Source organism: Microbacterium hydrothermale (assembly GCF_004854025.1).
In the GTDB taxonomy this organism is placed as follows: domain Bacteria; phylum Actinomycetota; class Actinomycetes; order Actinomycetales; family Microbacteriaceae; genus Microbacterium; species Microbacterium hydrothermale.
Genome location: NZ_STGM01000001.1, coordinates 179,822 through 203,528, shown reverse-complemented (window position 1 = coordinate 203,528; position 23,707 = coordinate 179,822). Strand labels below are relative to the sequence as shown.

21 protein-coding genes and 1 tRNA gene are annotated in these 23,707 nt (G+C 71.9%); 11 read left to right on the top strand and 11 right to left on the bottom strand.

Features of this window, described 5'->3' with window-relative positions; all coding sequences use genetic code 11:
* Nucleotides 1–21: 21 nt before the first annotated feature.
* A complete protein-coding gene (locus FB047_RS00920) occupies nt 22–1,047 on the bottom strand; it encodes an NADPH:quinone reductase (protein WP_136585380.1) in 1,026 nt (341 codons plus the stop codon).
* A gap of 75 nt (nt 1,048–1,122) precedes the next feature.
* On the opposite strand from FB047_RS00920, the gene FB047_RS00915 reads away from it, so the two are divergent.
* The 3 genes from FB047_RS00915 to FB047_RS00905 all read left to right on the top strand — a co-directional run bounded on the left by FB047_RS00915 (nt 1,123) and on the right by FB047_RS00905 (nt 3,683).
* Nucleotides 1,123–2,736 (top strand): amidohydrolase, encoded by a 1,614-nt coding sequence (locus FB047_RS00915; protein WP_136585379.1) that lies wholly within the window; start codon nt 1,123–1,125, stop codon nt 2,734–2,736.
* A gap of 52 nt (nt 2,737–2,788) precedes the next feature.
* Nucleotides 2,789–2,870, top strand: a tRNA-Leu gene (locus FB047_RS00910).
* A 48-nt stretch (nt 2,871–2,918) separates the two neighbouring features.
* Nucleotides 2,919–3,683 (top strand): DedA family protein, encoded by a 765-nt coding sequence (locus FB047_RS00905; RefSeq protein ID WP_136585378.1) that lies wholly within the window; start codon nt 2,919–2,921, stop codon nt 3,681–3,683.
* A gap of 33 nt (nt 3,684–3,716) precedes the next feature.
* On the opposite strand, the gene ku is transcribed toward FB047_RS00905, so the two are convergent.
* Nucleotides 3,717–4,568: a non-homologous end joining protein Ku gene (gene ku, locus FB047_RS00900; RefSeq protein ID WP_136585377.1), complete on the bottom strand. Its 852-nt coding sequence runs from the start codon at nt 4,566–4,568 to the stop codon at nt 3,717–3,719.
* Between the two features lie 322 nt (nt 4,569–4,890).
* Between ku and FB047_RS00895 the strand changes: the two genes are divergently transcribed.
* Nucleotides 4,891–7,350 (top strand): ATP-dependent DNA ligase, encoded by a 2,460-nt coding sequence (locus FB047_RS00895; RefSeq protein ID WP_136585376.1) that lies wholly within the window; start codon nt 4,891–4,893, stop codon nt 7,348–7,350.
* Between the two features lie 41 nt (nt 7,351–7,391).
* On the opposite strand, the gene FB047_RS00890 is transcribed toward FB047_RS00895, so the two are convergent.
* From FB047_RS00890 to murI, 4 genes are all read right to left on the bottom strand, one after another.
* Complete coding sequence (locus FB047_RS00890; protein WP_136585375.1) at nt 7,392–8,309, bottom strand: cation diffusion facilitator family transporter; 918 nt, start codon at nt 8,307–8,309, stop codon at nt 7,392–7,394.
* A gap of 82 nt (nt 8,310–8,391) precedes the next feature.
* Nucleotides 8,392–8,988 (bottom strand): RdgB/HAM1 family non-canonical purine NTP pyrophosphatase, encoded by a 597-nt coding sequence (gene rdgB / locus FB047_RS00885; protein WP_136585374.1) that lies wholly within the window; start codon nt 8,986–8,988, stop codon nt 8,392–8,394.
* 2 nt (nt 8,989–8,990) lie between these two features.
* The gene (rph, locus tag FB047_RS00880) at nt 8,991–9,716 is read right to left on the bottom strand and encodes a ribonuclease PH (protein WP_136585373.1); all 726 of its coding nucleotides are present in this window, start codon (nt 9,714–9,716) and stop codon (nt 8,991–8,993) included.
* 37 nt (nt 9,717–9,753) lie between these two features.
* Entirely contained in the window at nt 9,754–10,572 is an 819-nt protein-coding gene (murI, locus tag FB047_RS00875; protein WP_136585372.1) for a glutamate racemase, read from the bottom strand.
* 364 nt (nt 10,573–10,936) lie between these two features.
* Between murI and FB047_RS00870 the strand changes: the two genes are divergently transcribed.
* Nucleotides 10,937–12,262: a nicotinate phosphoribosyltransferase gene (locus tag FB047_RS00870; RefSeq protein WP_136585371.1), complete on the top strand. Its 1,326-nt coding sequence runs from the start codon at nt 10,937–10,939 to the stop codon at nt 12,260–12,262.
* Nucleotides 12,263–12,388: 126 nt separating this feature from the next.
* Here the strand turns inward: FB047_RS00870 and FB047_RS00865 are convergent, their stop codons facing one another.
* The 3 genes from FB047_RS00865 to FB047_RS17035 are packed head-to-tail and all read right to left on the bottom strand — an operon-like array spanning nt 12,389 to nt 16,479.
* On the bottom strand, nt 12,389–12,655 hold the full coding sequence (locus FB047_RS00865; protein ID WP_136585370.1) for a DUF3039 domain-containing protein: 267 nt from the start codon (nt 12,653–12,655) through the stop codon (nt 12,389–12,391).
* 51 nt (nt 12,656–12,706) lie between these two features.
* On the bottom strand, nt 12,707–14,233 hold the full coding sequence (locus FB047_RS00860; protein ID WP_205822547.1) for a hypothetical protein: 1,527 nt from the start codon (nt 14,231–14,233) through the stop codon (nt 12,707–12,709).
* Nucleotides 14,234–14,244: 11 nt separating this feature from the next.
* A complete protein-coding gene (locus tag FB047_RS17035; RefSeq protein WP_240752411.1) occupies nt 14,245–16,479 on the bottom strand; it encodes an ATP-binding cassette domain-containing protein in 2,235 nt (744 codons plus the stop codon).
* 335 nt (nt 16,480–16,814) lie between these two features.
* On the opposite strand from FB047_RS17035, the gene FB047_RS00850 reads away from it, so the two are divergent.
* The 3 genes from FB047_RS00850 to FB047_RS00840 all read left to right on the top strand — a co-directional run bounded on the left by FB047_RS00850 (nt 16,815) and on the right by FB047_RS00840 (nt 20,027).
* Nucleotides 16,815–17,507 (top strand): phosphocholine cytidylyltransferase family protein, encoded by a 693-nt coding sequence (locus tag FB047_RS00850; RefSeq protein ID WP_136585368.1) that lies wholly within the window; start codon nt 16,815–16,817, stop codon nt 17,505–17,507.
* Nucleotides 17,508–17,674: 167 nt separating this feature from the next.
* A complete protein-coding gene (locus FB047_RS00845; RefSeq protein ID WP_136585367.1) occupies nt 17,675–18,607 on the top strand; it encodes a hypothetical protein in 933 nt (310 codons plus the stop codon).
* 76 nt (nt 18,608–18,683) lie between these two features.
* Nucleotides 18,684–20,027: a maltokinase N-terminal cap-like domain-containing protein gene (locus FB047_RS00840; protein ID WP_136585366.1), complete on the top strand. Its 1,344-nt coding sequence runs from the start codon at nt 18,684–18,686 to the stop codon at nt 20,025–20,027.
* Nucleotides 20,028–20,078: 51 nt separating this feature from the next.
* Here the strand turns inward: FB047_RS00840 and FB047_RS00835 are convergent, their stop codons facing one another.
* Nucleotides 20,079–21,329, bottom strand: a complete 1,251-nt coding sequence (locus FB047_RS00835) for a CDP-glycerol glycerophosphotransferase family protein (RefSeq protein ID WP_136585365.1) — start codon at nt 21,327–21,329, stop codon at nt 20,079–20,081.
* 42 nt (nt 21,330–21,371) lie between these two features.
* Here FB047_RS00835 and FB047_RS00830 point away from each other — a divergent pair, with 42 nt between their 5' ends.
* Nucleotides 21,372–22,454, top strand: coding sequence for a glycosyltransferase family 2 protein (locus FB047_RS00830; RefSeq protein WP_136585364.1), 1,083 nt, complete (start codon nt 21,372–21,374; stop codon nt 22,452–22,454).
* Nucleotides 22,455–22,473: 19 nt separating this feature from the next.
* Here FB047_RS00830 and FB047_RS00825 read toward each other — a convergent pair whose 3' ends face one another.
* Complete coding sequence (locus FB047_RS00825) at nt 22,474–22,956, bottom strand: MarR family winged helix-turn-helix transcriptional regulator (protein ID WP_167494114.1); 483 nt, start codon at nt 22,954–22,956, stop codon at nt 22,474–22,476.
* A 176-nt stretch (nt 22,957–23,132) separates the two neighbouring features.
* Here FB047_RS00825 and FB047_RS16790 point away from each other — a divergent pair, with 176 nt between their 5' ends.
* Both FB047_RS16790 and FB047_RS00820 read left to right on the top strand, forming a co-directional pair.
* The gene (locus tag FB047_RS16790; protein WP_167494113.1) at nt 23,133–23,297 is read left to right on the top strand and encodes a hypothetical protein; all 165 of its coding nucleotides are present in this window, start codon (nt 23,133–23,135) and stop codon (nt 23,295–23,297) included.
* A 31-nt stretch (nt 23,298–23,328) separates the two neighbouring features.
* The gene (locus FB047_RS00820; RefSeq protein ID WP_136585362.1) at nt 23,329–23,670 is read left to right on the top strand and encodes a DUF7882 family protein; all 342 of its coding nucleotides are present in this window, start codon (nt 23,329–23,331) and stop codon (nt 23,668–23,670) included.
* Nucleotides 23,671–23,707: the final 37 nt, after the last annotated feature.

Sequence of the window (23,707 nt, the reverse complement as noted above, 5' to 3'; positions counted from 1 at the left end):
GTGGCGGGTGGGTGGTCGGGGTTACTCCCCGTCCGCCACCCGGATGAGGACCTTGCCCGTCGCGCCCTGCTCGACGGCGTCGTGCGCGGCCGCGGTGTCGGCGAGGTCGAACCACGTCAGCGGAAGCCCCGCCGCCTCGCCGACCGGCAGAACGCCGTCGGCCACGGCGGCGGCCACGTCTTCGGCCGCCGCGGCGAGAGCGCGCTCTCCCACCGTGTAAAGGAGCAGACCCTGCCACCGGATGTTCTTGGCGAAGCTCACCCGCACGGGCGCGGTGAACGCGTCACCGCCGTTGTCGGCGTAGTAGCCGATCGTGCCGTGGTTGGCGATGACCTCGACGTCGAGCTCGGCGTTGTCGGCCAGAGCGACCTCGACGATGTGCTCGACCCCGTCGGGGGCGATCTCGCGGATGCCGTCCGCCAACGACGCGCTGGGGTACTGCAGCACGTGGTGGGCGCCGGCCGCGCGGGCCAGCTTCGCCTTCGCGTCGCTGCTGACCGTGGCGATGACCTTCGCTCCGGCCCACGCCGCGAGCTGGATGGCGGCGTGACCGACCGCCCCCGCCCCGCCCTGGACGAGGACCGTGCGTCCGGCGAGCGCACCGGGAGCGAGCCGCGAGGGTCCGTCCTCGTGCACGGTCAGAGCGCGGTGGGCCGTCATCGCCGGCACCCCGAGGCTCGCGCCGAGCTCGAACGAGGCGCCATCGGCGAGAGGGACCGCCCGCGCAGCCGGCAGCACCGAGTACTGCGCGGCGGTGCCCGTCGGACGCTGATGGGCGGCGAGGTAGACCCACACGCGCTGACCCACCGCGAGTCCGTCGACGTCGGGGCCCACGGCATCCACGATCCCCGCGCCGTCCTGGTTCGGGGTGACCTCGTCGAACGGGAGGGGGCGGCCCGTGGTCGCGCGCGCCTTCCAGTCGGTGGGGTTCACGCCCGACACGACGATGCGCACGCGCACCTCGCCGGGACCGGGTTCGGGCAGCGGACGCTCCGCGAGGGAGAGGACGGAGGAGTCACCGGGCTGGGTGTACGTGATCGCCTTCATACGGGGGTCAATCGCGTTCGGTCGTCGGGAATTCCCGTCTCGCCCTCGACGGGAGCAGGATGCCAGGGTGGGAGCGTGACCGCTCTCGTCATCGTCAACGCGCGCATCTTCTCTCGGGGAGTCGTCTTTCCTGCCTCGGCGATCGCCGTGCGAGGGGAACGCATCGCCGTGGTGGGCACGGCCACCGACGCCCGAGACGCCGCCGGCCACGGCGCCCTGGAGCTCGACGCGCGCGGGGGGCTCGTGACCCCCGGGTTCGTGGACGCGCACGTGCACCTGGGCGTCGGTGCCATGGACGCGCTGCGATGCGACCTGGCGGGCGCGGCCACGCGGGAGGAGATCGACTCCCGGGTGCGCTCCTTCGCCGCGGGCAGCGAGGCGCCCTGGATCGTGGGCGGCGGCTGGGACCCGACGCTGTTCCCCGCGACGGGCCCGACGGCGGCGCATCTCGACGATCTCGTTCCGGATCGCCCCGCTCTGCTCCTGGATGCAGATCACCACGGGGCGTGGGCGAACTCGAAGGCGCTGCGTGCGGCCGGGATCGATGCCGGCACATCCGACCCCCCAGACGGACGCATCGAAAGGGACGGCGACGACAGTCCTTCCGGGACCCTGCGCGAAGGGGCCATGCAGATGGTCGCCCGGCTTCTGCCGGCGCCGGACCTGGATCAGGTGGCGGGCGGCATCCTGCGCCTGTCACGGGAACTGCTGCGCGCGGGGATCACGGGCTGGCAGGAGGCCGCGCTGGGCGCCTACGGCGGCTTCCCCGATTTCACCGCGGCCTATCTGCGTCTCTTGGAGCACGGCCGCCTGCGCGGGCGACCGACAGGCGCGATCTGGGTGCCCCGCGATCTCGACGAGGGCGGGATCGACGCCTTCGTCGCGGAGGCCGCCGCGCGGGCGGTCGCCAACGCTCGCGCGGGACTGCCCAGCAGCACGGCCAAACTCATGCTCGACGGCATCGTCGAGTCGCGCACGGCGCATCTCTTGGAGCCCTACGCCGGAGGCGACGCTCGCGGGTTGTCGTACTTCTCGCCGGCCCTCGTGCAGCGCCTCATTCCGGCGTTGAACACCGCGGGACTGTCCGTCCACGTCCACGCGATCGGCGATGCCGCCGTGCGCGATGCCCTCGACGCCTTCGCGCGTGTCCCCTCCGACCTGCGCGAACGGGTGCGCAACCACATCGCCCACATCCAGCTCGTCCATCCCGACGACGTCCCGCGCTTCCGCGCCCTGTCGGTGACGGCGAACGCGCAGCCGTACTGGGCGTGTGCGACGGCTCTCACTCGTCAGGCGACGCTTCCCTTGATCGGCGACGAACGTCTCGACCGGCTGTACGTCTTCGGTTCGCTGGACCGGGCGGGCGCACGACTGGCCATGGGATCGGACTGGCCGGTGTCGACGTTCGATCCGTGGCAGGGGACCCATGTCGCGGTCACGCGCCAGCCCCCGGGAGCGCCGGATGCCGCTGCCCTCGGCGCCTCCGAGGGGATCGACCTCGCCACGGCGATCGACGCCTACACGCGGGGGTCCGCGCGTCTGCTCGGCCTCCCGGGGGGCGTGATCGAACCGGGGGCCATGGCCGATCTCGCAATCGCCGACCGCGACCCGTTCGCCGCGCCCACGGCGGCCATCCACGAGACGAGGAACGCGGCCACCATCGTCGCGGGTGAGGTCGCGGACGTTTGACGGCCCGTTCACATCGAGAGCGCCGATCCGCGCGTTTAGACTGATCCCACTCGCGGGAGTGGTGAAATCGGCAGACACGCAGGATTTAGGTTCCTGTGCCTTCGGGCGTGGGGGTTCAAGTCCCCCCTTCCGCACGTTCTCCGCATGTCCAGCACCGCCTCTCCGACCCGAACGGGACCGTCGTGATCCACACCACCGCCGCACTGCTCCCGTGGCTCGACCCCGCGACCATCATCGATTCGGCCGGGCCGTGGGCCCTGGTCATCGTCTGCCTCATCATCTTCGCCGAGACGGGCCTGCTGATCGGGTTCCTGCTGCCCGGAGACACGCTGCTGGTCATGGCCGGCATCCTGTCGAACCCGGTCACGCACCCCCCGCACGGGGTGTTCGGCGTCAACGTCTGGATCACCGGTCTGCTCATCGGTCTCGCCGCGTTCCTCGGCGGTGAGGTGGGGTACGTCATCGGCCACAAGGCCGGGCCCGCGATCTTCGAGCGCAAGGAGTCCGGTCTCTTCAGCAAAAAGAACGTCGAGCGCACCAACGCCTTCTTCGTGCGCTTCGGCGGACTGACCGTCATCCTCGCCCGATTCGTGCCGATCGTGCGCACGTTCGCGCCCATCGCGGCGGGCGTCGGCCACATGAACAAGTGGAAGTACACGCTCTACAACTTCATCGGCGCGGTGCTGTGGGGCTTCGGGCTCACCGTCTTCGGCTACTTGCTGAGCCTCATCCCGGGTGTGGGCGAGTTCGTCGCCGAGTACATCGACGTCATCCTGCTGGCGGTCGTCGTGGGAACCGTGGGCTTCGTCGCGTTCCACTACCTCCGCGAGCGGTCCGCCGCCAAGCGCGACGCCGCGTCGGGTCACGGCGAGGTCAGCGCCTCCGAGGCCGACGCGCTCACGCTCGACCCGCGCACCTTCGAAGACGGCGACCAGCCCTCGCGCTGATCGCGCCGAGCGACGCCCGAGAGGGGCGGCGCGTCAGGACGCCTTCGACGTCTTCTTCTTCGCCGGCGCCTTCTTCTTCGGCTCGTCCTTCTCAGCCCGCGCGGCCCGCGAACGCTCGACGCTCGCGCGCAGCGCCTCCATGAGGTCGATCACCTCTCCGCCGTCCTCCTCCTCGGCCCGGCCGAAGGTGGCATCCGTGTCGAGGGCATCGCCCTGCTCGAGCTTCGCGTCGATGAGAGTGCGCAATTCCTGCTGGTACTCGTCGGTGAACTCCTCGGGTTCGAAGTCCTTCGAGAAGCTGTCGACGAGGGATGCCGACATCTCGAGCTCCTTCGCCGAGATGCGCACGCTCTCGTCCAGCGCCGGGAACGCGGCCTCGCGCACCTCGTCGGCCCACAGCAGCGTCTGGAGCACGAGCACGTCGCCGCGCACCCGCAGGGCGGCGAGCCGCGTCTTCTGCCGCAGCGAGAACCTCACGATCGCGGTGCGGTCCGTCTGCTCGAGGGTCTTCCGCAGCAGCACGTACGCCTTCGGCGACGAAGAGTCGGGCTCGAGGTAGTAGGCCTTGTCGAGCGTCAGCAGGTCCACCTGCTCGCTCGGCACGAACTCGACCACCTCGATCTCGCGGCTGCGTTCGCTCGGCAGTGACGACAGGTCGTCCTTCGTGAGCACGACGGTCTGCTCGCCGTCGTCGTAGGCCTTGTCGATGTCCTGGTACGGCACGACCTCGCCGTCGATCTCGCAGATGCGCTGGTAGCGGATGCGCCCGCCGTCCTTGTTGTGCACCTGATGCAGCGACACGTCGTGGTCCTCGGTCGCCGAGTACACCTTCACCGGCACGTTGACGAGACCGAAGGTCAGGGCGCCTTTCCAGATCGATCGCATGTGCCCAGTGAACACCGTCGGAGGGGCGGATGCCGAGACCCTTGCGCGCGGAAAGCGCACAACTCCTGCAGAACTGCGAAACCGGCGGTCCCCCGGCGGAATCCCGCGCACTCTGCAGGAGTTGTGCGCGCCCCTGCCCGGCGTCACCCGCCGGGCGCCCCACCGGCGCGACCCAGCGCGACACGACGCAGGAGAGCGGTCAGGCTCCCGCGCCGGCGGGCCGTCCCGCGGGCCCCGGATCCCGGAATACTCCTGCGTTGCGTTCGATCGCCGGCCGCAAGCCGCTCGGCATCCGACCCTCCCCCGGTCCTACGCTGGGGCGATGACGGAGCAGACGGTGCGCATCGGCGGGCGCCGCCTGCGGCTGTCGAACCTCGACAAGGTGCTCTACCCCGAGACGGGCACGACCAAGGGCGAGGTGATCGACTACTACTCGCGCATCGCCCCGCTGCTGCTCCCCCACATCGCCGATCGTCCGCTCACCCGCAAGCGCTGGCCCGACGGGGTCGGCACGACGACGGCCCCGGGCGAACCGTTCTTCGCCAAGGCCCTCGAGCCCGGAGCCCCCACGTGGGTGCGACGCTTCCCGATCGATCATTCCTCCGGGGCCAAGGACTATCCGGTCGTCGACGACCTCCCCGCGCTCGTGTACTTGGCACAGGTGGCGAGCCTGGAGCTTCACGTGCCGCAGTGGCGCTTCTCGAGCGAGGGCGAGCGGCAGAACCCCGACCGCCTGGTGCTCGATCTCGATCCCGGCCCGGGCGTGGGTCTGGCGGAGTGCGCCGAGGTCGCCCGATGGGCGCGCATCATCCTGCGCGACATGGGCCTCGACCCCCTGCCGGTCACCAGCGGCAGCAAGGGCATCCACCTCTACGCGCGCCTCGACGGACGCCCGTCGAGCGAGGACGCGAGCGACGTGGCGAAAGAACTCGCGCGGGCGATCGAGGCCGATCACCCCGACCTCGTGGTCAGCCAGATGGCCAAGGCCGCCCGCCCCGGCAAGGTCTTCATCGATTGGAGCCAGAACAACGGGTCGAAGACCACGATCGCGCCGTATTCGCTGCGCGGTCGCCCGCAGCCCTTCGTCGCGGCCCCGCGCACGTGGGCCGAGCTCGACGATCCCGGGCTGCGCCACCTGCTCTTCACCGAGGTGCTCGCTCGACCCGACGACCCCCTGGCCTCCGTCGACGAGGTGCACGGCCCCCTGCGCGCGTACATTGCGAAGCGCACCGCCGGCCGCACGCCCGAGCCGGTGCCCGACCTGCCCCACGGCGCCCCTCACGCAGGCGACCTCTCCCGCTTCGTCATCCAGGAGCACCACGCCTCGCGCCTGCACTGGGATCTGCGCCTCGAACGTGACGGCGTCCTCGTGAGTTGGGCGGTTCCCAAGGGCGTGCCCCCGACGACCGCGAAGAACAGCCTCGCGGTCATGACCGAGGACCATCCGCTGCCGTACCTCGATTTCGCCGGCGAGATCCCCCGCGGGGAGTACGGCGCCGGCACCATGACGGTCTGGGACACCGGCACGTACGAGCTCGAGAAGTGGCGCGACGACGAGGTGATCGCGACCCTGTCCGGCCGCGAGGGCGGGCCCCTCGGCCGGGTGCGGATCGCCCTCATCCGCACCGAGGGGCGGGGCGAGAAGTCGCAGTGGCTGCTGCACCGGATGAAGACGGATGCCGACGGCCGGCCCCAGACCGACGGTGAGCCCGTGGTGGCTCAGGATCACGGCCAGCCCGCTTCGGCGACGTCATCCGCCTCGCCTCTCGCGCCGACGCCCGCGGACCTGCGGCCGATGCTCGCCACCGCCGCGACGCCGGGCATCGCGCGCGCCGCCGCCGCCCGCTGGGGCGGAACACCCTGGGTGGAGATGAAGTGGGACGGCATCCGGGGTCTGGGGATCTGGGACGGCCGCCGCCTGCAATTGCGCTCGCGCAACGGCAACGACCTCACCGCCGCGTACCCCGACCTCACCGCGGTCGACCTGGGGCTCGGGCCCGAACCCGCCGTCTTCGACGGCGAGATCGTGGCTCTCGACGACACCGGTCGGCCGAGCTTCCCGCTCCTGCAGAAGCGCATGAACCTCGCGCAGCCGCGCGAGATCGAGCGGGAGGCGGCGCGCACGCCCGTGCACCTCTACCTCTTCGACGTGCTGTCGGTGGGAGGGCGCGACGTGGCATCCCTCCCCCTCGCCGAGCGTCGACGGGTGCTCGAAAACCTCACCGCCGAGTGCGCTCCGCCCGTGGTGGTTCCACCCGTCTTCGACGACGTGGATGCCGCGGTCTCCACGAGCAGGCGTTTCGGGCTCGAGGGGGTCGTGGTCAAGGACCCGTCGTCGACGTATCGCCGCGGGGCGCGGTCGGAATCGTGGCTCAAGGTGAAGCACTCGCGCACGCAGGAGGTCGTGATCGGCGGCATCCGGCCCGGCAGGGGCAACCGCGCGGGCACGATCGGCTCGCTGCTGGTCGGCGTTCCGTCCTCCGACGGGCTGCGGTATGCGGGACGCGTGGGCTCGGGCTTCGGCGAGAAGACGCTCACGCGGCTCGGCGAGCTGCTCGAGCCGCTGCGCGCGGACACCGACCCGTTCGTCGGCGTCCCCGCCGCCGATGCGCGCGACGCGCTGTGGGTGCGACCGGAACTCGTGGGAGAGGTGGAGTTCGCGGAGTTCACGCCCGGCGGCATCCTGCGTCAGGCGCGCTGGCGGGGGCTGCGGCCGGACAAGGATCCGGGCGAGGTCGTGCGGGAGGACTGGGGTCCCGGCGCGGTCGTGCGGGAGGACTGACGTCCCGTCGACCGGGAGCCGTTCCGTTCCCAGCGACCCGCCTACGCGTGGCGCGTGTCGTGCTCCACGTGTCCGGCCGGCTCGAGCTGGAACGTCGAGTGCTCGACGTCGAAGTGGTCGGCCAGGCACGTCTGCAACGACGCGAGGATCGCGGCGGCGCGACCGTCGCTCAGCGCGGCATCCTCCACGATCACGTGCGCGCTGAAGACGGGGGCGCCGCGGGTGAGCTGCCACACGTGCACGTCGTGGACGTCGACGACGCCGTCCGCCTCGCGCAGGTGATCGCGGATCTCGGCGACGTGCACACCCACCGGCGCGGATTCGGTCAGCACGACGACCACCTCGCGCAGCAGCCCCAGGGCCCGCGGCACGATGAGGATCGCGATGAGGAGGGAGGCGATGGCATCCGCCTGCGAGAAGCCGGTCGTGACGATCACGATCGCGGCGATGATCACCGCGATCGACCCGACGAGGTCGCCCAGCACCTCGAGGTACGCGCCGCGCACGTTGATGCTGCGCTTCTGCGCGCGGCTGAGCAGCCACATCGACACGGCGTTCGCGATCATGCCCGCGACGGCGACGATCAGCATGAGTCCGCCCTGCACCTCCGCCTCGGCGGGGGCGAGGAGTCGCTGCACGGCCTCGATCCCCACCCAGACGCACAGGGCGATCAGGATGACGCCGTTCGCCAGCGCCCCGAGCACCTCGGCGCGCTGATATCCGTACGTGCGGCGATCATCGGCCGGGCGCGCGGCGATCGCCGTGGCGACGAGAGCCACGACGAGAGCCGCCGCGTCGGTGAACATGTGTGCCGCGTCGGCCAGCAGAGCGAGCGAACCCGACAGGATCGCCCCGACGATCTGCACGAGCATCACCGCGCTCGTCAGCGCGAGGGCGGTGGCGAGCAGGCGCCGATGGCCGGCATCGCGGATGCCGCCGGACGGAGCGTGATCGTGCATGCTTCCAGGCTAGGGCGGACCGCCGTCGAGCCGCGTCTTTCCGCGGAAGTCGGGAATGAGAACCGGTGTCAGCCCGGCCGGGTCACAGCTGCGCGAGCAGCGGCGCGAGCTCGACGAACGCGCGGGCGCGGTGCGACTGGGCGTTCTTCTCCTCGGCCGTCCACTCCCCCACGGTGCGCTCGGCCCCCTGCGGCTGACCGTCGGGGACGAAGATCGGGTCGTAGCCGAAGCCGCCCGCTCCGGCGGGAGCCGTCGCGAGTCGACCGGGCCAGCGGCCCTCGACGACATCCTCGGTCCCGTCGGGACGCACCAGCGCGATGACCGACACGAACTGCGCGGTGCGGTGCGGATCGGCGACGTCGGACACCTGGTCGAGCAGCAGCTCGAGGTTGGCGGCGGCATCCTTCTTGTGTCCGGCCCAGTACGCCGAGAACACGCCGGGCGAACCGCCCAGCACGTCCACCGCGACGCCCGAATCGTCGGCCAGCGCGGGCAGTCCCGTGTGCCGGGCCGCCGCTCGCGCCTTGATGAGCGCGTTGGCCGCGAACGTCACCCCGTCTTCGACCGGCTCGGGGCCGTCGTACCCGACGACCTCGAGGTCGGGGCGCACCGCGGCGACGATCGCCTGGAACTCCTCGACCTTGTGCGGGTTGTGCGTGGCGAGGACGACGCGCGCCATGCTCAGGCCTCGAGAGCGGTCGACTGGATGCCGCGCAGGTCGGCGCAACCGTTCACCGCGAGGTCGAGAAGGCGGTCGAGTTCGGCCTTGTCGAACGGCGCGCCCTCGGCGGTGCCCTGCACCTCGACGAACAGCCCCCGGCCCGTGACGACGACGTTCATGTCGGTCTCGGCGCGCACGTCCTCGACGTAGGCGAGGTCGAGCATCGGCTCACCGTCGATGATGCCGACCGACACCGCCGACACCGAGTCGATGAGCACCTCGGAGCGCTGGGCGATGAACTTCTTCTCCCGGCCCCAGGCGATGGCATCCGCCAGGGCGACGTACGCCCCCGTGATCGCGGCGGTGCGCGTGCCGCCGTCGGCCTGCAGCACGTCGCAGTCGATCACGATGGTGTTCTCGCCGAGCGCCTTGGTGTCGACCACGGCGCGCAGGGCACGACCGATCAGGCGCGAGATCTCGTGCGTGCGCCCGCCGACCTTGCCCTTGATGCTCTCGCGGTCGTTGCGGCTGTTCGTCGCGCGCGGGAGCATGGCGTACTCGGCGGTGACCCAGCCCTTGCCCTTGCCGGTGAGCCAGCGCGGCACGCCGTTGGTGAACGAGGCCGTGCACAGCACCTTGGTGCCCCCGAAGGTGATGAGCGCCGAGCCCTCGGCGTGCGCCGACCACCCGCGCTCGATGGTCACGGGGCGGAGCTGGTCGTTGGTGCGGCCGTCTTTGCGGGTCATGAGTCCTCCAGGGAAGGGAACGGGTGGATGCCGCGCCTCAGCGCGGCAGGTCGATGGCGCCGGTCTGCACGAGCTGCACCTCGCGCACCTCGCGGCCCATGAGGCGGTGCGCCAGGCGCAGGAAGTCGTCTGCCGACGAGCCGGTCGCCTCGTAGCGGTGCGTCGGCACGGCGTCGGGGCTCGCGAGCAGGTCGCGCGAGACGAGCTGGCGGAAGACGTCTTTCGCGGTCTCGCTGTCGCTCGAGACGAGGCTCACGTCGGGACCCATCACGTAGCTGATGGCTCCCTCGAGGAACGGGTAGTGCGTGCACCCGAGCACGAGCGTGTCGACCCCGGCGCGGCGGAGCGGCGCGAGGTACTGCTCCGCGGTGGCCAGCACCTCGGGCGAGTCGGTGACGCCGGCCTCGACGAACTCGACGAAGCGCGGGCAGGCCTCGGCGAACACGGTGAGGCGTTCGTTGACCTCGAGCATGTCCTGGTAGGCGCGCGACCCGATCGTGCCGACCGTGCCGATGACGCCGATGCGACCGTTGCGCGTCGTCGACATCGCGGTGCGCACGGCGGGCCCGATGACCTCGACGACGGGGACGTCGTAGCGTTCGCGCGCATCGCGGAGCATCGCCGCGGATGCCGTGTTGCACGCGATCACGAGCATCTTCACGCCCTGCTCGACCAGGGTGTCGAGCACCTCGAGCGAGTACTTGCGCACGTCGGCGATGGGCTTGGGCCCGTACGGCGAGCGGGCGGTGTCGCCGATGTAGAGGATGGACTCGCGCGGAAGCTGCTGCGACACGGCCCGGGCGACGGTGAGACCGCCGACTCCCGAGTCGAAGATCCCGATCGGCGCGTCATCCATAGGGGTCCAGCCTACCGGGCGGGTTCCGGGTGCGCCGGGCGGGCGCGGGGTGGGGCGGGTGCTCGGCCGGCGCGGGGCGGGCCGGCGTGCGAGCCGGGGCGGGGCGGGGGCCGGGGTGGCGCGAGCTGGCGCGCGCCGGGGTGGGGTCGGCGCGCAGACCGAGGCGGCGCGGGGGCCGGGGCCGGGACGACGCGCGGGTGCGGCGCGCGGGCGAAACTCCGGAGAGAACGCGCGAACCCGGCTTCCCCGGCGCCCCCGGCCCTTGTCCGCGCCGAAAATTCCGGAGTTCGGAACGGCGAGGGGCGGGTGTCAAGCGCCGGGGATGCGCGCCGGGGCGGCGCCGGTGCCGCAATAGGCTGGCGCGATGACCCGCAGCACCGCCCTGCACACCGACCGCTACGAACTCACGATGCTCGACGCCGCCCTGCGCGACGGCACGGCGCAGCGCCGCTGCGTGTTCGAGGTCTTCGGTCGCCGTCTGTCCGGCGGACGCCGGTTCGGCGTCGTCGCGGGAACGGGCCGTCTTCTCGAGGCGATCCGCGACTTCCGCTTCGGCGACGACGAGCTCCGCTACCTGCGCGACGAGAAGGTGGTGGATGACACGACGATCGACTTCCTCGCGGACTACCGCTTCTCGGGGTCGGTGACGGGCTACCGCGAGGGCGAGATCTACTTCCCCGGGTCCCCGCTGCTGACGATCGAGGGCACCTTCGCCGAGGCGGTGCTGCTCGAGACGCTCGCTCTCAGCATCCTGAACTACGACTCGGCCGTGGCCACCGCCGCGGCGCGCATGAGCGTCGCCGCCGGAGACCGCCCGCTCGCGGAGATGGGTTCGCGTCGCGCGAGCGAAGAGGCCGCCGTGGCCGCCGCGCGGGCCGCGTACATCGCCGGCTTCTCGGCCACGAGCAACCTCGAGGCCGGGCGGCGCTGGGGAGTGCCGACGATGGGCACGGCGGCGCACGCCTGGACCCTGCTGCATGACAGCGAAGAAGACGCGTTCCGTTCGCAGATCGCGGCCCTCGGCACCGGCACGACGCTGCTCATCGACACGTACGACATCGCCGAGGGGGTGCGCACGGCCGTGCGCGTCGCGGGGACGGAGCTCGGCGCGGTGCGCATCGACTCGGGCGACCTGCCGATCGTCGCCGGCGAAGTGCGCGCGCAGCTCGACGAGCTCGGGGCGACGAGCACCCGCATCACGGTGACGAGCGATCTCGACGAGTACGCGCTCGCCGCCCTCGCCGCCTCCCCCGTCGACTCCTACGGCGTCGGAACCTCCGTGGCGACCGGCTCGGGCGTGCCGACGGCGGGACTCGTGTTCAAGCTCGTCGCGCGCGAAGCGGCGGACGGGTCGTGGGTGGCCGTGGCGAAGGCATCCGCCGAGAAGGCCTCGCACGGCGGACGCAAGGCCGCCTTCCGCACGCTCGACAACGGCACCGCCACGTCGGAGCTCATCGTCGTCAGCGACGGCTTCGAGGAGTTGTCGACGGCGTCGGAGCACCCCGACGCCCGCGCCCTGCAGACGACGCTCATGGAGGGCGGAGAGGCGGATGCCGCATCCGTGGGCCGCGATGGCGTGCAGGCCGCGCGAGCCCATCACGCCCGCGTGCGCGAGGAGCTGCCGATCCGCGCGCTCGCGCTCAGCAAGGCCGACCCCGCCCTGCCGACGGAGTATCGCGACGCGGACTGACCAGCGCTCTCGCGGGGGCGCGGAGCGATCAGTCCGCCCGCTCCGCAGGGGTCAAGGTCGCGAGGCTCCCACGGCGGAAAGCGAGGGCCCCTCGCGCGTCGAGACGCGGAGGGGCCGGCGGGTCGGTCAGTTGACGAGGGACTCGTAGATCTCTTTGCACTGCGGGCAGACCGGGAACTTCTCGGGGTCGCGACCCGGGGTCCACTTCTTTCCGCACAGGGCCCGCACGGGCTTGCCGGTGATGGCGGACTCGAGGATCTTGTCCTTCTTCACGTAGTGCGAGAAACGCTCATGGTCGCCGGGCTCGATGTTCTCTTCGCGGATGAGCTCTTCGAGCTCGCGATCGAGGGTCGCGAGACCCCCGCTGTCCGGACTGTCGAGAGGCGTGCTCATGGTGAGCCAGTGTAGCCGCGACCTCGCCGCACGGCTCGGTCGGCTTCGCGCTCAGGTCGCCTCGGCGAACTCCATGAGGCGGGTCGCGCGCCCCTCGAACAGCACCGAACCGACGGTGACGCCGATGATCAGCACCACCGCTCCGGCGCCGATTCCCACCCACATCGCGAGCATCGCGTCGATCGTGTCGCCGCCGATGGCCCCCCAGGTCAGCAGGATCGAGGGCAGGGCCGTGGCGATGGCCCCCGCCATGACCAGGCCCTGGGCGACGACTCCGCCCGAACCGGTGCGCTGAGGCTGCTGGAAGGGACTGTCGCCCGGACGCGACACCGCGTAAGGGGCGAGGACCGACGACACGCTCGACAGACCGAGACCGGCCAGGAAGAGGGCCGCACAGACGCCGATCATGGCGGGCAGGATGGCCCATCGGCCGTGCGCGACGATCGCGAGAGGGAGGCTGACCGCCAGCACCGGGATGCCGATGAGCAGGACGGGCACGAGACGCCCGATGCGGTCGGGGGCTCCGCGCATGCCGCTGGCGATGTGCATCCACAGGGCGGTGGAGTCGTACGCGAGGTCGTTGTGCGGGAGCCAGCCGAAGAAGAGGGCCATGATCGGCACGGGCAGCAGCACGGCGATCTCGAACGGGACGCCGGCGACGAGCAGCGGGACCGTCGAGACGACGGCGGCGATCGGGACGACGATCACGTTGACGATGTAGCGGCGGTCGCGCAGCCAGTACGACAGGCTGCGGGCGGCGACGGCTCCCCCGGGCGTTCCCGGCAGGATGGCGAACCAGCCGAGCCCGCCGCGCTCCCGCGCGGCCGCGGGTCGGCGCGTCGTGGTGAGCAGGGCGGTCACGAGTGCGAACCAGGCCAGCACGAGCACGGCGATCGTGACCAGCGCGACGACGAGGCTGCCGACGGCGGCACCGACGCTGGGGGCCACGGCGATGCCCCATGCGGCGCCGATCGGCGTCCACGCGAGGATCTCGGCGGCGGATGCCAACTGCGAGGGGACGGCGCCGCGCCACTCGAGCGAGCCGAGGAAGACGCCCACCGGCACGACGACCACCAGCACGGCGACGAGGTAGACGCCGACGAGTTCGCGCGACTGCCGGGGGCGCTGCACGAGCGCGCCGAGGGCCATGCTGACGCGCGCGAGCAGGACGCACGTGGTCAGCCCGAGCACGACCGACACGATGCTCGCGAGAGCCGGAGCGCCGTGACCGCCCCACGCGATGGCGAGACCGATGCCGAGCACCAGGACGACGAACACCGGCACGCTCAGGAACCCGGCCAACAGCAGGGCACCGGCGAGCGGGCGCGGTTCGGGCCCGACCATGGCGAAGCGTCGAGGGTCGAGCGGGTCGACGGACGCGGTCACCGGCGGTCCCACCGCGAAGCCGAGGGTCACGGCCGAACCGGCGAGCACGGTGACGACGGCCGTGGTGAGGCTGTCGGTGTCGGCGAGACCGGCCGCGCTGACGGCGGCCACGATGGTCCCGGCGATGAGCAGCATGACGCCGATGGCGCGGCGGACGACCTCGCGCGGGTCGCCGCGGAGGGCGCCCACCATCATCGCGAGTCTCAGGCGGAGAACGTGTGCAACCACTCGAGGCCCTCCACGTCGCCCAGGCCACCGGCCAACTCGAGGAAGCGCTGTTCGAGCGTCGCCTCTCCGCGTACCTCGTCCACGGTTCCCTCGGCGAGCACCTGACCCGACACGATCACCGCGACGCGCGAGCAGACGCGCTCGACGAGCTCCATGCCGTGGCTGGAGAGGATCACCGTGCCGCCGTGGTCGACGTACGAGCCGAGGATGTCGAGGATGACGCCGCTCGAGACGGGGTCCACGGCCTCGAACGGCTCGTCGAGCACCAGCAGACGCGGCGAGTGGATCATGGCTCCCGCCAGCATGACCTTCTTGGTCATCCCGGCCGAGTAGTCGGAGACGGGGCGGGCCAGCGCGTCGACGAGGTCGAAAGCGCGGGCGAGGTCCGCCGTGCGGCTCTCGACGAGCGGGGCGGGCAGGCCGCGCAGAGCGCCGTAGTACGACAGCAGTTGCCGACCGGTCAGGCGGTCGAAGGTGCGCAGGCGGTCGGGCAGTACGCCGATGAGCTTCTTCGCCTCGCGCGAGCGCTTCGTGGCGTCGACGCCGTTGATCGTCACGGATCCGCTGTCGGCGCGGAGCAGGCCCGCGATGATCGACAGGGTGGTGGTCTTGCCGGCACCGTTGGGGCCGACCAGGCCGTAGAACGAACCCGCCGGAACGGTGAGATCGATCGCATCGACGGCGCGCAGCTCGCCGAACGACTTCGACACGTTGCGCAGGCTCAGCACCGGGACCGCCGCGGCGTCGTCGTCCGCGGGGCGCTGCTCGACGGTCGCCGCGACCCCCGCAGCGGGAGCGACCTCGTCGGTCTCGTCGTCGGACGCGGCGGGGACGGATGCCGCAGCCTCGATCGTCGACGCCTCCGGCGTGGAGGGATCGACCGTGTCGTCGTGGTCCGCGGCCGGTGCGTCCTCGTCGGTGAGATCATCGACCGACGCGGGCTCGTCGGACACGGGCTCCTCGGACACGGGCTCCCCCGATACCAGGACATCCGCCGCGTCGTCATCGCCTGCCGCCGGTGCGTCGTCGCCGGTCGGCTCCTCGACGCGCGCGTCGGGTGACGCGGGGCCCTCTCCTGGACCATCGTGATCCTCCGCCGGCGAACCATCGCCGGTCAGCTCCTCGACGCGCACGTCGGGAGGCGTGGGGTCCTCGTCGTCACCGGTCGGACCGGCGGGCACATCGGGGACATCGAGCACGAGCGTCCGGTCGTCCGAGCCGTCGGACGCGGCGTCCGCGGCGCGCTCGGAAGGAACGCCGTCGTCATCGAGCGCCGGGCCGGCGGTGCCCGCGCCGTTCGCGAGAGAGGGCTCCTCGGCGACGGCCTGTTCGGCGACGGGTTCCCCAGCGACGGTCTGTCCAGCGACGAGGTCAGCCGCGAGGGGCTCCTCGAGAGCGGGCTCCCCATGAGCGGACTCCCCGACAGCCGTTTCCTCGACAGCGGTTTCCCCGACACCAGGCTCCTCGACGATCGGCTCCTCGACCGCCACATCCGCGGGCGTCGGGTCCACGGCCGTGGAGTCCGCCGACACGAGGTCCTGTCCATCCGCCGCATCGACGCGGGGGTCCTGCCCCGCCGAGTCCGCGGCATCCGTCACCTCCGCGTCATCCGCCGGCACCGGCGCGACCACGGAAGCAGCGGCGGAACCGTCCGGAGCACCGGGGAGCGGAGGCCGGGGAGGAACGACGATGCCATCGGGCAGCACGACGGGTGAGACCGACTCGGGCGTCGCCGGCGACGAGGTCTGATCGTCGGTCGACGGCGCAGGCGCGGAGCCGGTCGGCTCCTCGATCGTGTCGGCGGAGCCACCCGGGGCAGCCGCTGCGGCGGTGCGGGGCGTGGCGGGCTTCTTCGCCGCGGGGCGCTTCGCGGCGGGCGTCGCCGTGCCGGCCTTCGCGCCCGCCGTCCGGGCGGCGGTGGTCTTCGAGGCGGCGGCCTTCGCCGTCGTGGTCTTCGCGGCGGTGGTCTTCGCCGCGGTGGTCTTCGCCGCGGTGGTCTTGGCGCCGGTGGATTTCGCCGCCGTGGGCTTCTTCGTCGCCGGGGTGCGCGGCGTCGCGGCCGTGGTTCCGGCCGCGCGCGGAGCGCGGGGAGCCCGCGGCTTCGGGGCGGCAGCCGTGGACGCGTCGCCGTCGTCGGTCGCATCGGCGGGCGTAGCCGCCGCAGCCCCCGGAGCGCGCCGAGGGGCGCGCGGCGTCGTCGTGCGCGGCACGGGGGTGCGCGGCGTGGAGGTGCGAGGGGCACGGGGCGTCCGCGGCTTTGCCGGCGTCGCCGCCGGTTCGACGCTCTCCGAACCACCCTCGGAGGAAGACGAGGACGTTTCGGGGGAATCCGGCAGCGAAGCTGTCATCGCACCAAACTATCAACGACCTCCGACACCGCCCGCAGGCTGGTCGCGCGGCGCAGTGATCCGTCGTCATCACGAAACCACAACGACCGGGGCGAATCATGCCACCTCGCAGGGGGCTCTCGCTACAGTTGATCGAACACGAAGGCGTGACATTCCGGTGAACCGGACATGACGACTCATCCCCCCAGGAGCCAGCCTTGACAGTTCAGATCGTGATCCTCGCCGCGGGCATGGGCTCGCGCCTCGGCCGCAGCCTTCCGAAACCGCTCACGCCCCTCGCCGACGGGCGCAGCATCATGCAGCAGCAGCACGACAACATCCGCTCCGCCTTCGGCGATCGTGCCCGCATCACGACGGTGGTCGGCTACCGTGCCGAGACCATCGTCGATGCCTTCCCGCGCGTCGACTACGTCTACAACGACCGCTACGACCAGACCAACACCTCGAAGAGCCTGCTCCGGGCGCTCTCCAAGACGGGCCGCGGCGGCGTGCTGTGGATGAACGGCGACGTGGTCTTCGACCCGCACGTGCTCGCTCGCGCGGCGCACCTCGTCGACGACGACCGCTCGTTCGTCACCGTCGACACCGCGAAGGTCAGCGACGAAGAGGTGAAGTACACGGTGGATGCCGAGGGCTTCATCCACGAGCTCTCGAAGGTCGTCGTGGGTGGCGTGGGAGAAGCCGTAGGCATCAACTACGTCTCGTCGCGCGACAATAAGACGCTCCAGCGCCACCTGCAGCGGGTCGACGACCAGGACTACTTCGAGCGCGGCATCGAACTCGCCATCGCCGAGGACGGGATGCGCGTGGAGCCCCTCGACATCTCCGACCTGTATGCGGTCGAGGTCGACTTCGCCGAAGACCTCGACCGGGCGAACCTCTTCGTCTGACGCGTGCTCGCCTTGCGCGAGCTCCCCTGACGCGTGCTCGCCCGACGCGCGCTAGCCTGACGCGCGCCCGCCCGATACGCACGCCCGGCACGCGTGCCCCGCGGTCCCGGCCGCCGGATCGTCGCGCCTCACCCCCGGCGTTCAGCCGCCCAGGAGAGGATGCCTGCATGGCAGAGAAGGTGCACCGCATCCATTCCCTCCCGAAGGACGCGCCCTGGGCGGGCGGACTCCCCCCGGCGGGGTCGGAGGAGCACCCGCGCGCGATCCGCATGCTCGACCGCGTGCTCTCGGTGCAGCGCCCCGTGGTGCTCGCGCACCTGCGCAGCATCCGGTTGCGGCATCCGCGCGCCTCGGTCGACGAGATCCTCGCCATCCTCGAGCGTCGATATCTCGCCGCGGTCACCACTGGAGGCGCGGCGGTCGGCGCCACCGCTGTCGTGCCGGGGATCGGCACGGGGGTGACGCTGGCGCTGAGCGGCGTCGAGACGCTCGGCTTCCTCGAGGCGACCGCGCTGTACGCCCAGTCGGTCGCCGAGGTGCACGGCGTCGCCGTCGACGATCCGGATCGCGCCCGGGCGCTCGTGCTCGCCCTCATCCTCGGTAAAGAGGGCGTCGACCTGGTCTCGCAGCTGTCCGCGCAGGCGGCCGGGCGCGGAGCGGGGCGCTCCGCGTCGTGGGGCGAGATGGTCACCTCGACGCTCCCCCGCGCGGCCATCGGCCCGCTCGTCGATCGACTCAAGACGATGTTCGTGCGGCAGTTCGCGGCCCGCGGCGGTGCCTCGTGGATCGGCAAGGCCCTCCCCTTCGGCGTCGGCGCCGTCGTGGGCGGAGCCGGCAACAACATCCTCGGCCGGCGCGTGCTCGTGCACTCCCGCCGCGCGTTCGGCACGGCGCCGCACGAGCTGCCCGCCGACCTCGAGCCGCGCCCCGGCGCCGAGCGGCTCGAGAACGCCGCCGCGGGCGGCGCGCGCCGGGCGGGCGAGGCGATCGCCGCCGCGGTGGGCAGGGCCGGGCGTGCGACCGAATCGGCGGCGCGGCGTGCGCTCCCCCGCCGCCGGGGCACCGAGCGCGCGACGGGTCACGACGACGCCGCCCGCTAGCGGCATCCCCTTTCATCGATCGAGACCCGCGCGCAAGACCCGCGTGTCACGCGGCCGAGCGCGTTAGCCTCGCCGCATGGGCGACCTCCTCGATCTCCTCGCGGTCTGGATGCCGCGGCAACGCTGGTACGGCACGAAGGGACGCGATCCCCGGCTCACCGTGGTCGCTGATTGGCAGCTGGCCGACGACGCGCGCCTTCTGCTCGTGCGCGACGAGGCGGTGCAGCCCGCGATCGTGTACCAGGTGCCAGTGGCGCGGCGTGCCGAGGGCTCGGTGCCCCCGGGCAGCCTCATCGGTCCCGCCTCCGAGGGGTGGGTGTGGGCGGATGCCACGACCGACCCCGCCTTCACCGACCAGCTCTACGCCTGGGTCACCGTCGGCGGTGAGGTCGGCGTCGCCGAGAACGGTTTTCTCGGCATCGCTCTCGCGCCGTCCGGCGATCGTCCCGTCGCCCGGCGCGCGACGGCGAAGGTGCTCAGCGGCGAGCAGTCCAACACCTCGCTGATCTTCCGTCCCGCGTCGGATCAGGATGCCGGCATCCCGATCATCTGCAAGCTCTTCCGCCAGGTGAACCCCGGCATCAACCCCGACGTCGAACTGCAGTCGGCGCTCGCCGCCGGCGGGGCCGCCTTCGTGCCCGCGGCGATCGGCGAGGTGCGCGGGTCATGGGTGACGCCCGAGGGCGTACCCGTGAGCGGGTCGCTCGCGTTCGCGCAGGAGTTCTTCGAGGGCGTCGAGGACGCCTGGCGCGTCGCTCTCGACGCCGCGGCCGCCGACGAGGATTTCGCCGCCCGCGCCCACGCGCTCGGCGCGAGCGTCGCCGGAATGCACGTCGCGCTCGCGGCGCAGTTCCCGACGCGCGAACCCGAGGGCGTCGACCGGGCCGCCGTCGTCGGCGCCTGGGAGCGGCGACTGTCGATCGCGCTCGCCGAGGTTCCCGCTCTCGCGCCCTACGCCGACCGGATCCGCGAGGTCTACGCCGCGGCCGCCGTGGCGCCGTGGCCGGCGCTGCAGCGGGTGCACGGAGACCTGCACCTGGGGCAGGTGCTCGACACGCCCGCCAACGGCTGGGTGCTGCTCGACTTCGAGGGCGAACCCCTGCGGCCGATCTCGGAGCGCCTGCAGCCCGACGTCGCCGTGCGCGATGTCGCGGGCATGCTGCGTTCGTTCGATTACGTCTCGGGCGCCGTCGCCGACGACGACGGGGCGGCCGTGCGGGCGTGGGTGATCGCCGCGCAGCAGGCGTTCCTCGAGGGGTACGCCGAGACGGCCGGCCCCGACCGCGCGGTCGACGACGCGCTGCTCGCCGCGTTCGAGCTCGACAAGGCGGTCTACGAGGCGATCTACGAGACCCGCAACCGGCCCGACTGGGTCGGTATCCCCCTCGCCGCGATCGGGCGACTGGCCCCGCTGGGCTAAGCGCCGCCGCGATCTCCGACGAGAACGCGGGCCCCGTTCGACGCTGGGGCGTCAGGCCCCGGTGACGTCGTCGGCGGCGCTCGAGCGATCGTGCCACTGCTGCCACCGCTGCATGAGCTCGCCGATCGCGGCCTCGAAGCGTGTCGTCGAGGCGCCCGGGGTGGTGTCGCCGAAGTAGTGGCGCACCCAGTGCTCGAGTCGTCCCACCGCGTCGGGGTCGCCGAGCACGCGGTCGGCCTCGGCGACGATGGCCCCGGATGCCGCGGCATCCAGCCACTCGCAGGCGGAGAGGTATCCGCTGTCGTCGACGAGGGCCTCCGGATCCACCGGCCGCGTGATCATCAGCGGCTTTCCCACCGCGAGACGGTCGTAGACCATCGCCGAGATGTCGACGACGGCGAGATCGGCGGCCGCGAGCTGCCAGCCGAGGTCGGGACCGGTGTCGTGCACGTGGTGGGCGCCCGGGTCGGAGGCGTTGGCCGCCGCGAGGGCCGCGACGATCCTCTTGTCGGCCGCGCCGTAGGCGGCATCCACGACCCCCGACCGGGGATGCGGGCGATAGATGACCCGGTGACGCCCGGTGGCGAGCAGGGCCTTCACGAGCGACTCACCGTGCGTCGCGATCGAGCCGTAGTGGGCGGAGGGGCGATCACCCTCCCACGTGGGCGCGTACAGCACGACCGTGCGCCCGTCGGGCTCGTAGGGCAGCACGCCCGAGTAGTGGTCGGCCTGCGGTCGGCCGATCGAGAAGGTGCGCCGATCGAGGTCGTAGTCCCACAGCACGCGCGACAGGCGCTCGCGGGCGGCGTCGCCGGCGACCAGGGCGTAGTCGTACGCCTTGAACTGGTTCGTCGACATGTACATCTTGTCGCTCTCGCCGTGGTTGATGAACACGTGCCACTGCCGGCCGTACCGGAACATCTGGAAGTTGCGGGTGTTCTGGTTGACGTAGAGCACCACGCGGATGTCCTGCTCGGCGAGCACCTGCTCGACCGCGCCGACGGTCGGGGCGAAGGCGACGGGCAGGGCGTCGTCTTTCAGCAGCGCGTCCGCGCCGCGGATCGCCCGGCTGATGACCAGCACCGGCCAGGTCTTCGCGAGCTCGCGCAGCGGCGCGTACCACTGCCGCATCTGGTACATGTTGACGGCACCGTCGGCGAAGTACACCGCGACCTGGAAGCGACCGGTGGGCAGCGGTCCCCGCTCGTCGAGGGCGCGGCGCAGGTCGCGGCGGGCGTTGCGGGTGGCGAGGGCTTTGCGCAGCAGCCCCACGGCCAGCTGGGCGTCGCGGGCGAGGGGCATCGTTCCAGGGTACCGGCCAGGGTCGTCTGAGAGGATCGAGGGATGCCCCTCCCGACCCCCGGCGGAAGAGACGCGCCCGTTCCCCCCGACGATGCCGGCGTGAGCTTCGTCATGCCCGTGCTGAACGAGCAGCGCTATCTGCGTCGGGCCGTGGCATCCACTCTCTCTCAAGACGTCCCCGGACCGGTGGAGCTCGTCCTGGCCCTCGGCCCCTCGAGTGACGGCACCGACGCGATCGCGCGGGAGTTGGCGGATGCCGACGACCGCATCGTCCTGATCGAGAACCCCGCCGCCGACATCCCGGTCGGACTCAACCGCGCGATCCGCGCGAGCCGGTACCCGACGATCGTGCGGGTCGACGCGCACTCGGAGCTGTCGCCCGGCTACACCCGCCGCGCCCTCGCGACGCTCCGGCGGGTGCGCGCCGCCAACGTCGGCGGGGTCATGCGCGCCGACGGGCGGTCGCCGTTCCAGCGGGCGGTCGCGCGCGCGTACAACTCCCGCGTCGGCCTCGGCGGAGGCGCCTATCACGGAGGGTCGGGCGAGGGTCCGGCCGAGTCGGCCTACCTCGGGGTGATGCGACGCAGCGTCCTCGAGGAGGTCGGCTTCTTCGACGAGAGCATCCGCCGCGGCGAGGACTGGGAACTGAACCTGCGCATCCGCCGCGCGGGCTACCGCGTGTGGTTCGATCCGGCCCTCTCGGTCGTCTACTGGCCGCGGGAGAGCTGGACGCGGCTCGTGCGGCAGTTCCGGGCGACCGGTGCGTGGCGCGGCGAGCTCGTGCGGCGGTACCCGCGGGGCACTCCCTTACGGTTCTTCGCTCCCCCGGCGCTGCTGGTCGCCGCGGCGGTGTCGCTGATCGTGGGCGTCACGCAGGCGGCTCGCGGTCGCTGCGGCACGCGCGGGCTGCTGCACCTGCCGGTGGCGGCGTACGCGGCGCTGGTCGCCGTGGGGGCGCTCGGACGCGGCGGGGGACGCGGGTGGCGCGACAAGGCGTGGACGGCCGCCGTGCTGCCGTCGATGCACGTCTCGTGGGGAGCGGGCTTCCTCTGGGCGCTGCTGCGCGGAGCGCGCGACACCGTCGACACCTCGCGCCTCGACGGCCGCAACACGCCCCTGCCCTGACGGGCGGGAACGACCCGGGTCAGGCCGCGGCGGAGGTCTCGTCGACCAGAGCGTCGACGCGCGCGACCCGCTCGGTCGCGGCCATCGTCGTCTTGCTGAGGAAATCGGCGAGGTCGGCCTCGATCTGCGGGTCGAGGCTGCCGATGATGCGGCGGCAGGCGTCGTCGAACGCCGCGAGCTGCGACCACGGCTCGTTCTCGAGGTCGATCGCGAGATGGATGTGGTTCACCCGGCGATCGCTCGCGTCGAGCTCACGACGAAGGATGCCGCGGCGGACGAGCCTCTCCACCATCGTGGTGATGCCGGCCGAGGTCACCCCGAGGGTCGCGGCGAGCTCGGAGGGCCGCATGCCCGGATTCGCCCCCACGAAGGCGAGCGCCTTCGCATCCAATTCGTTGACGCCGAGCTGCTTGCGGGCCTTCGCGGCCGCCGCTTCGCGCTCCCGCGAGTAGTGCGTCAGAGCCTCCATGAGCGGGGAGGAGACCTCGTGTTCTCGACTCATCGACCCGCTCTCCTGGTTCCGGCGCATCCGACCAGCATAGCCGGACGCAGAAGATTGCTCGACTGACTGTCATTCTTCCTGAATGTTCGGCGACATGATGATTAACGAGCTTAATTAGGTGCTAGCCTATCTACCAGCGAGGAGCCCCTCGTTCCGACGAAGAAAGGAACGTCCCGATGACCAGCACCGCCCTCACCACGAACGCCCCGCTGCGGCACCGTTCCACCTTCGTCCCCTCGGCCTCCGCGGTTGCCACCGCACGCCTGACGACCGTCGTCGTGTGGGCGAGCATCGCGACCTGCGGCCTCAGCGCAGCCGTCGTGCTCCCCCTGTTCTTCTGACCCGCTTCTGCACAGGAACCACTTCTCCGTCATGGGCATGCTCTTCTACAGCGCCGACACGCAGCCTCTCCAGATCGACGACCGCCTCCTGCAGTACCTGCAGGTGGTCCTGTCCACGAAGCTCCGACGCGGCGAGTCCTTCACGATCACCTGGACCGACAGGGCCGAGGGTCACGCGCGCACCACGCTGTGGGTGCAGCCGTCGATCTCGATGCGGTTCCAGTACTCCTCCGCCGAGTCCGCGCGCCTGTCGGGCGGATACCTGCGTCAGCTCGCCGACCAGGCGTCGATGTCGTCCGGACTGCTGCTGAACGCTGAGACCTGGCAGAAGCACGAGGACGCGCACCGCGAGCAGCTCCTCGCGGCCGCCTGACGCGCGGGGCTTCCTCCCCGAAGAAGCGGTGAGCGGT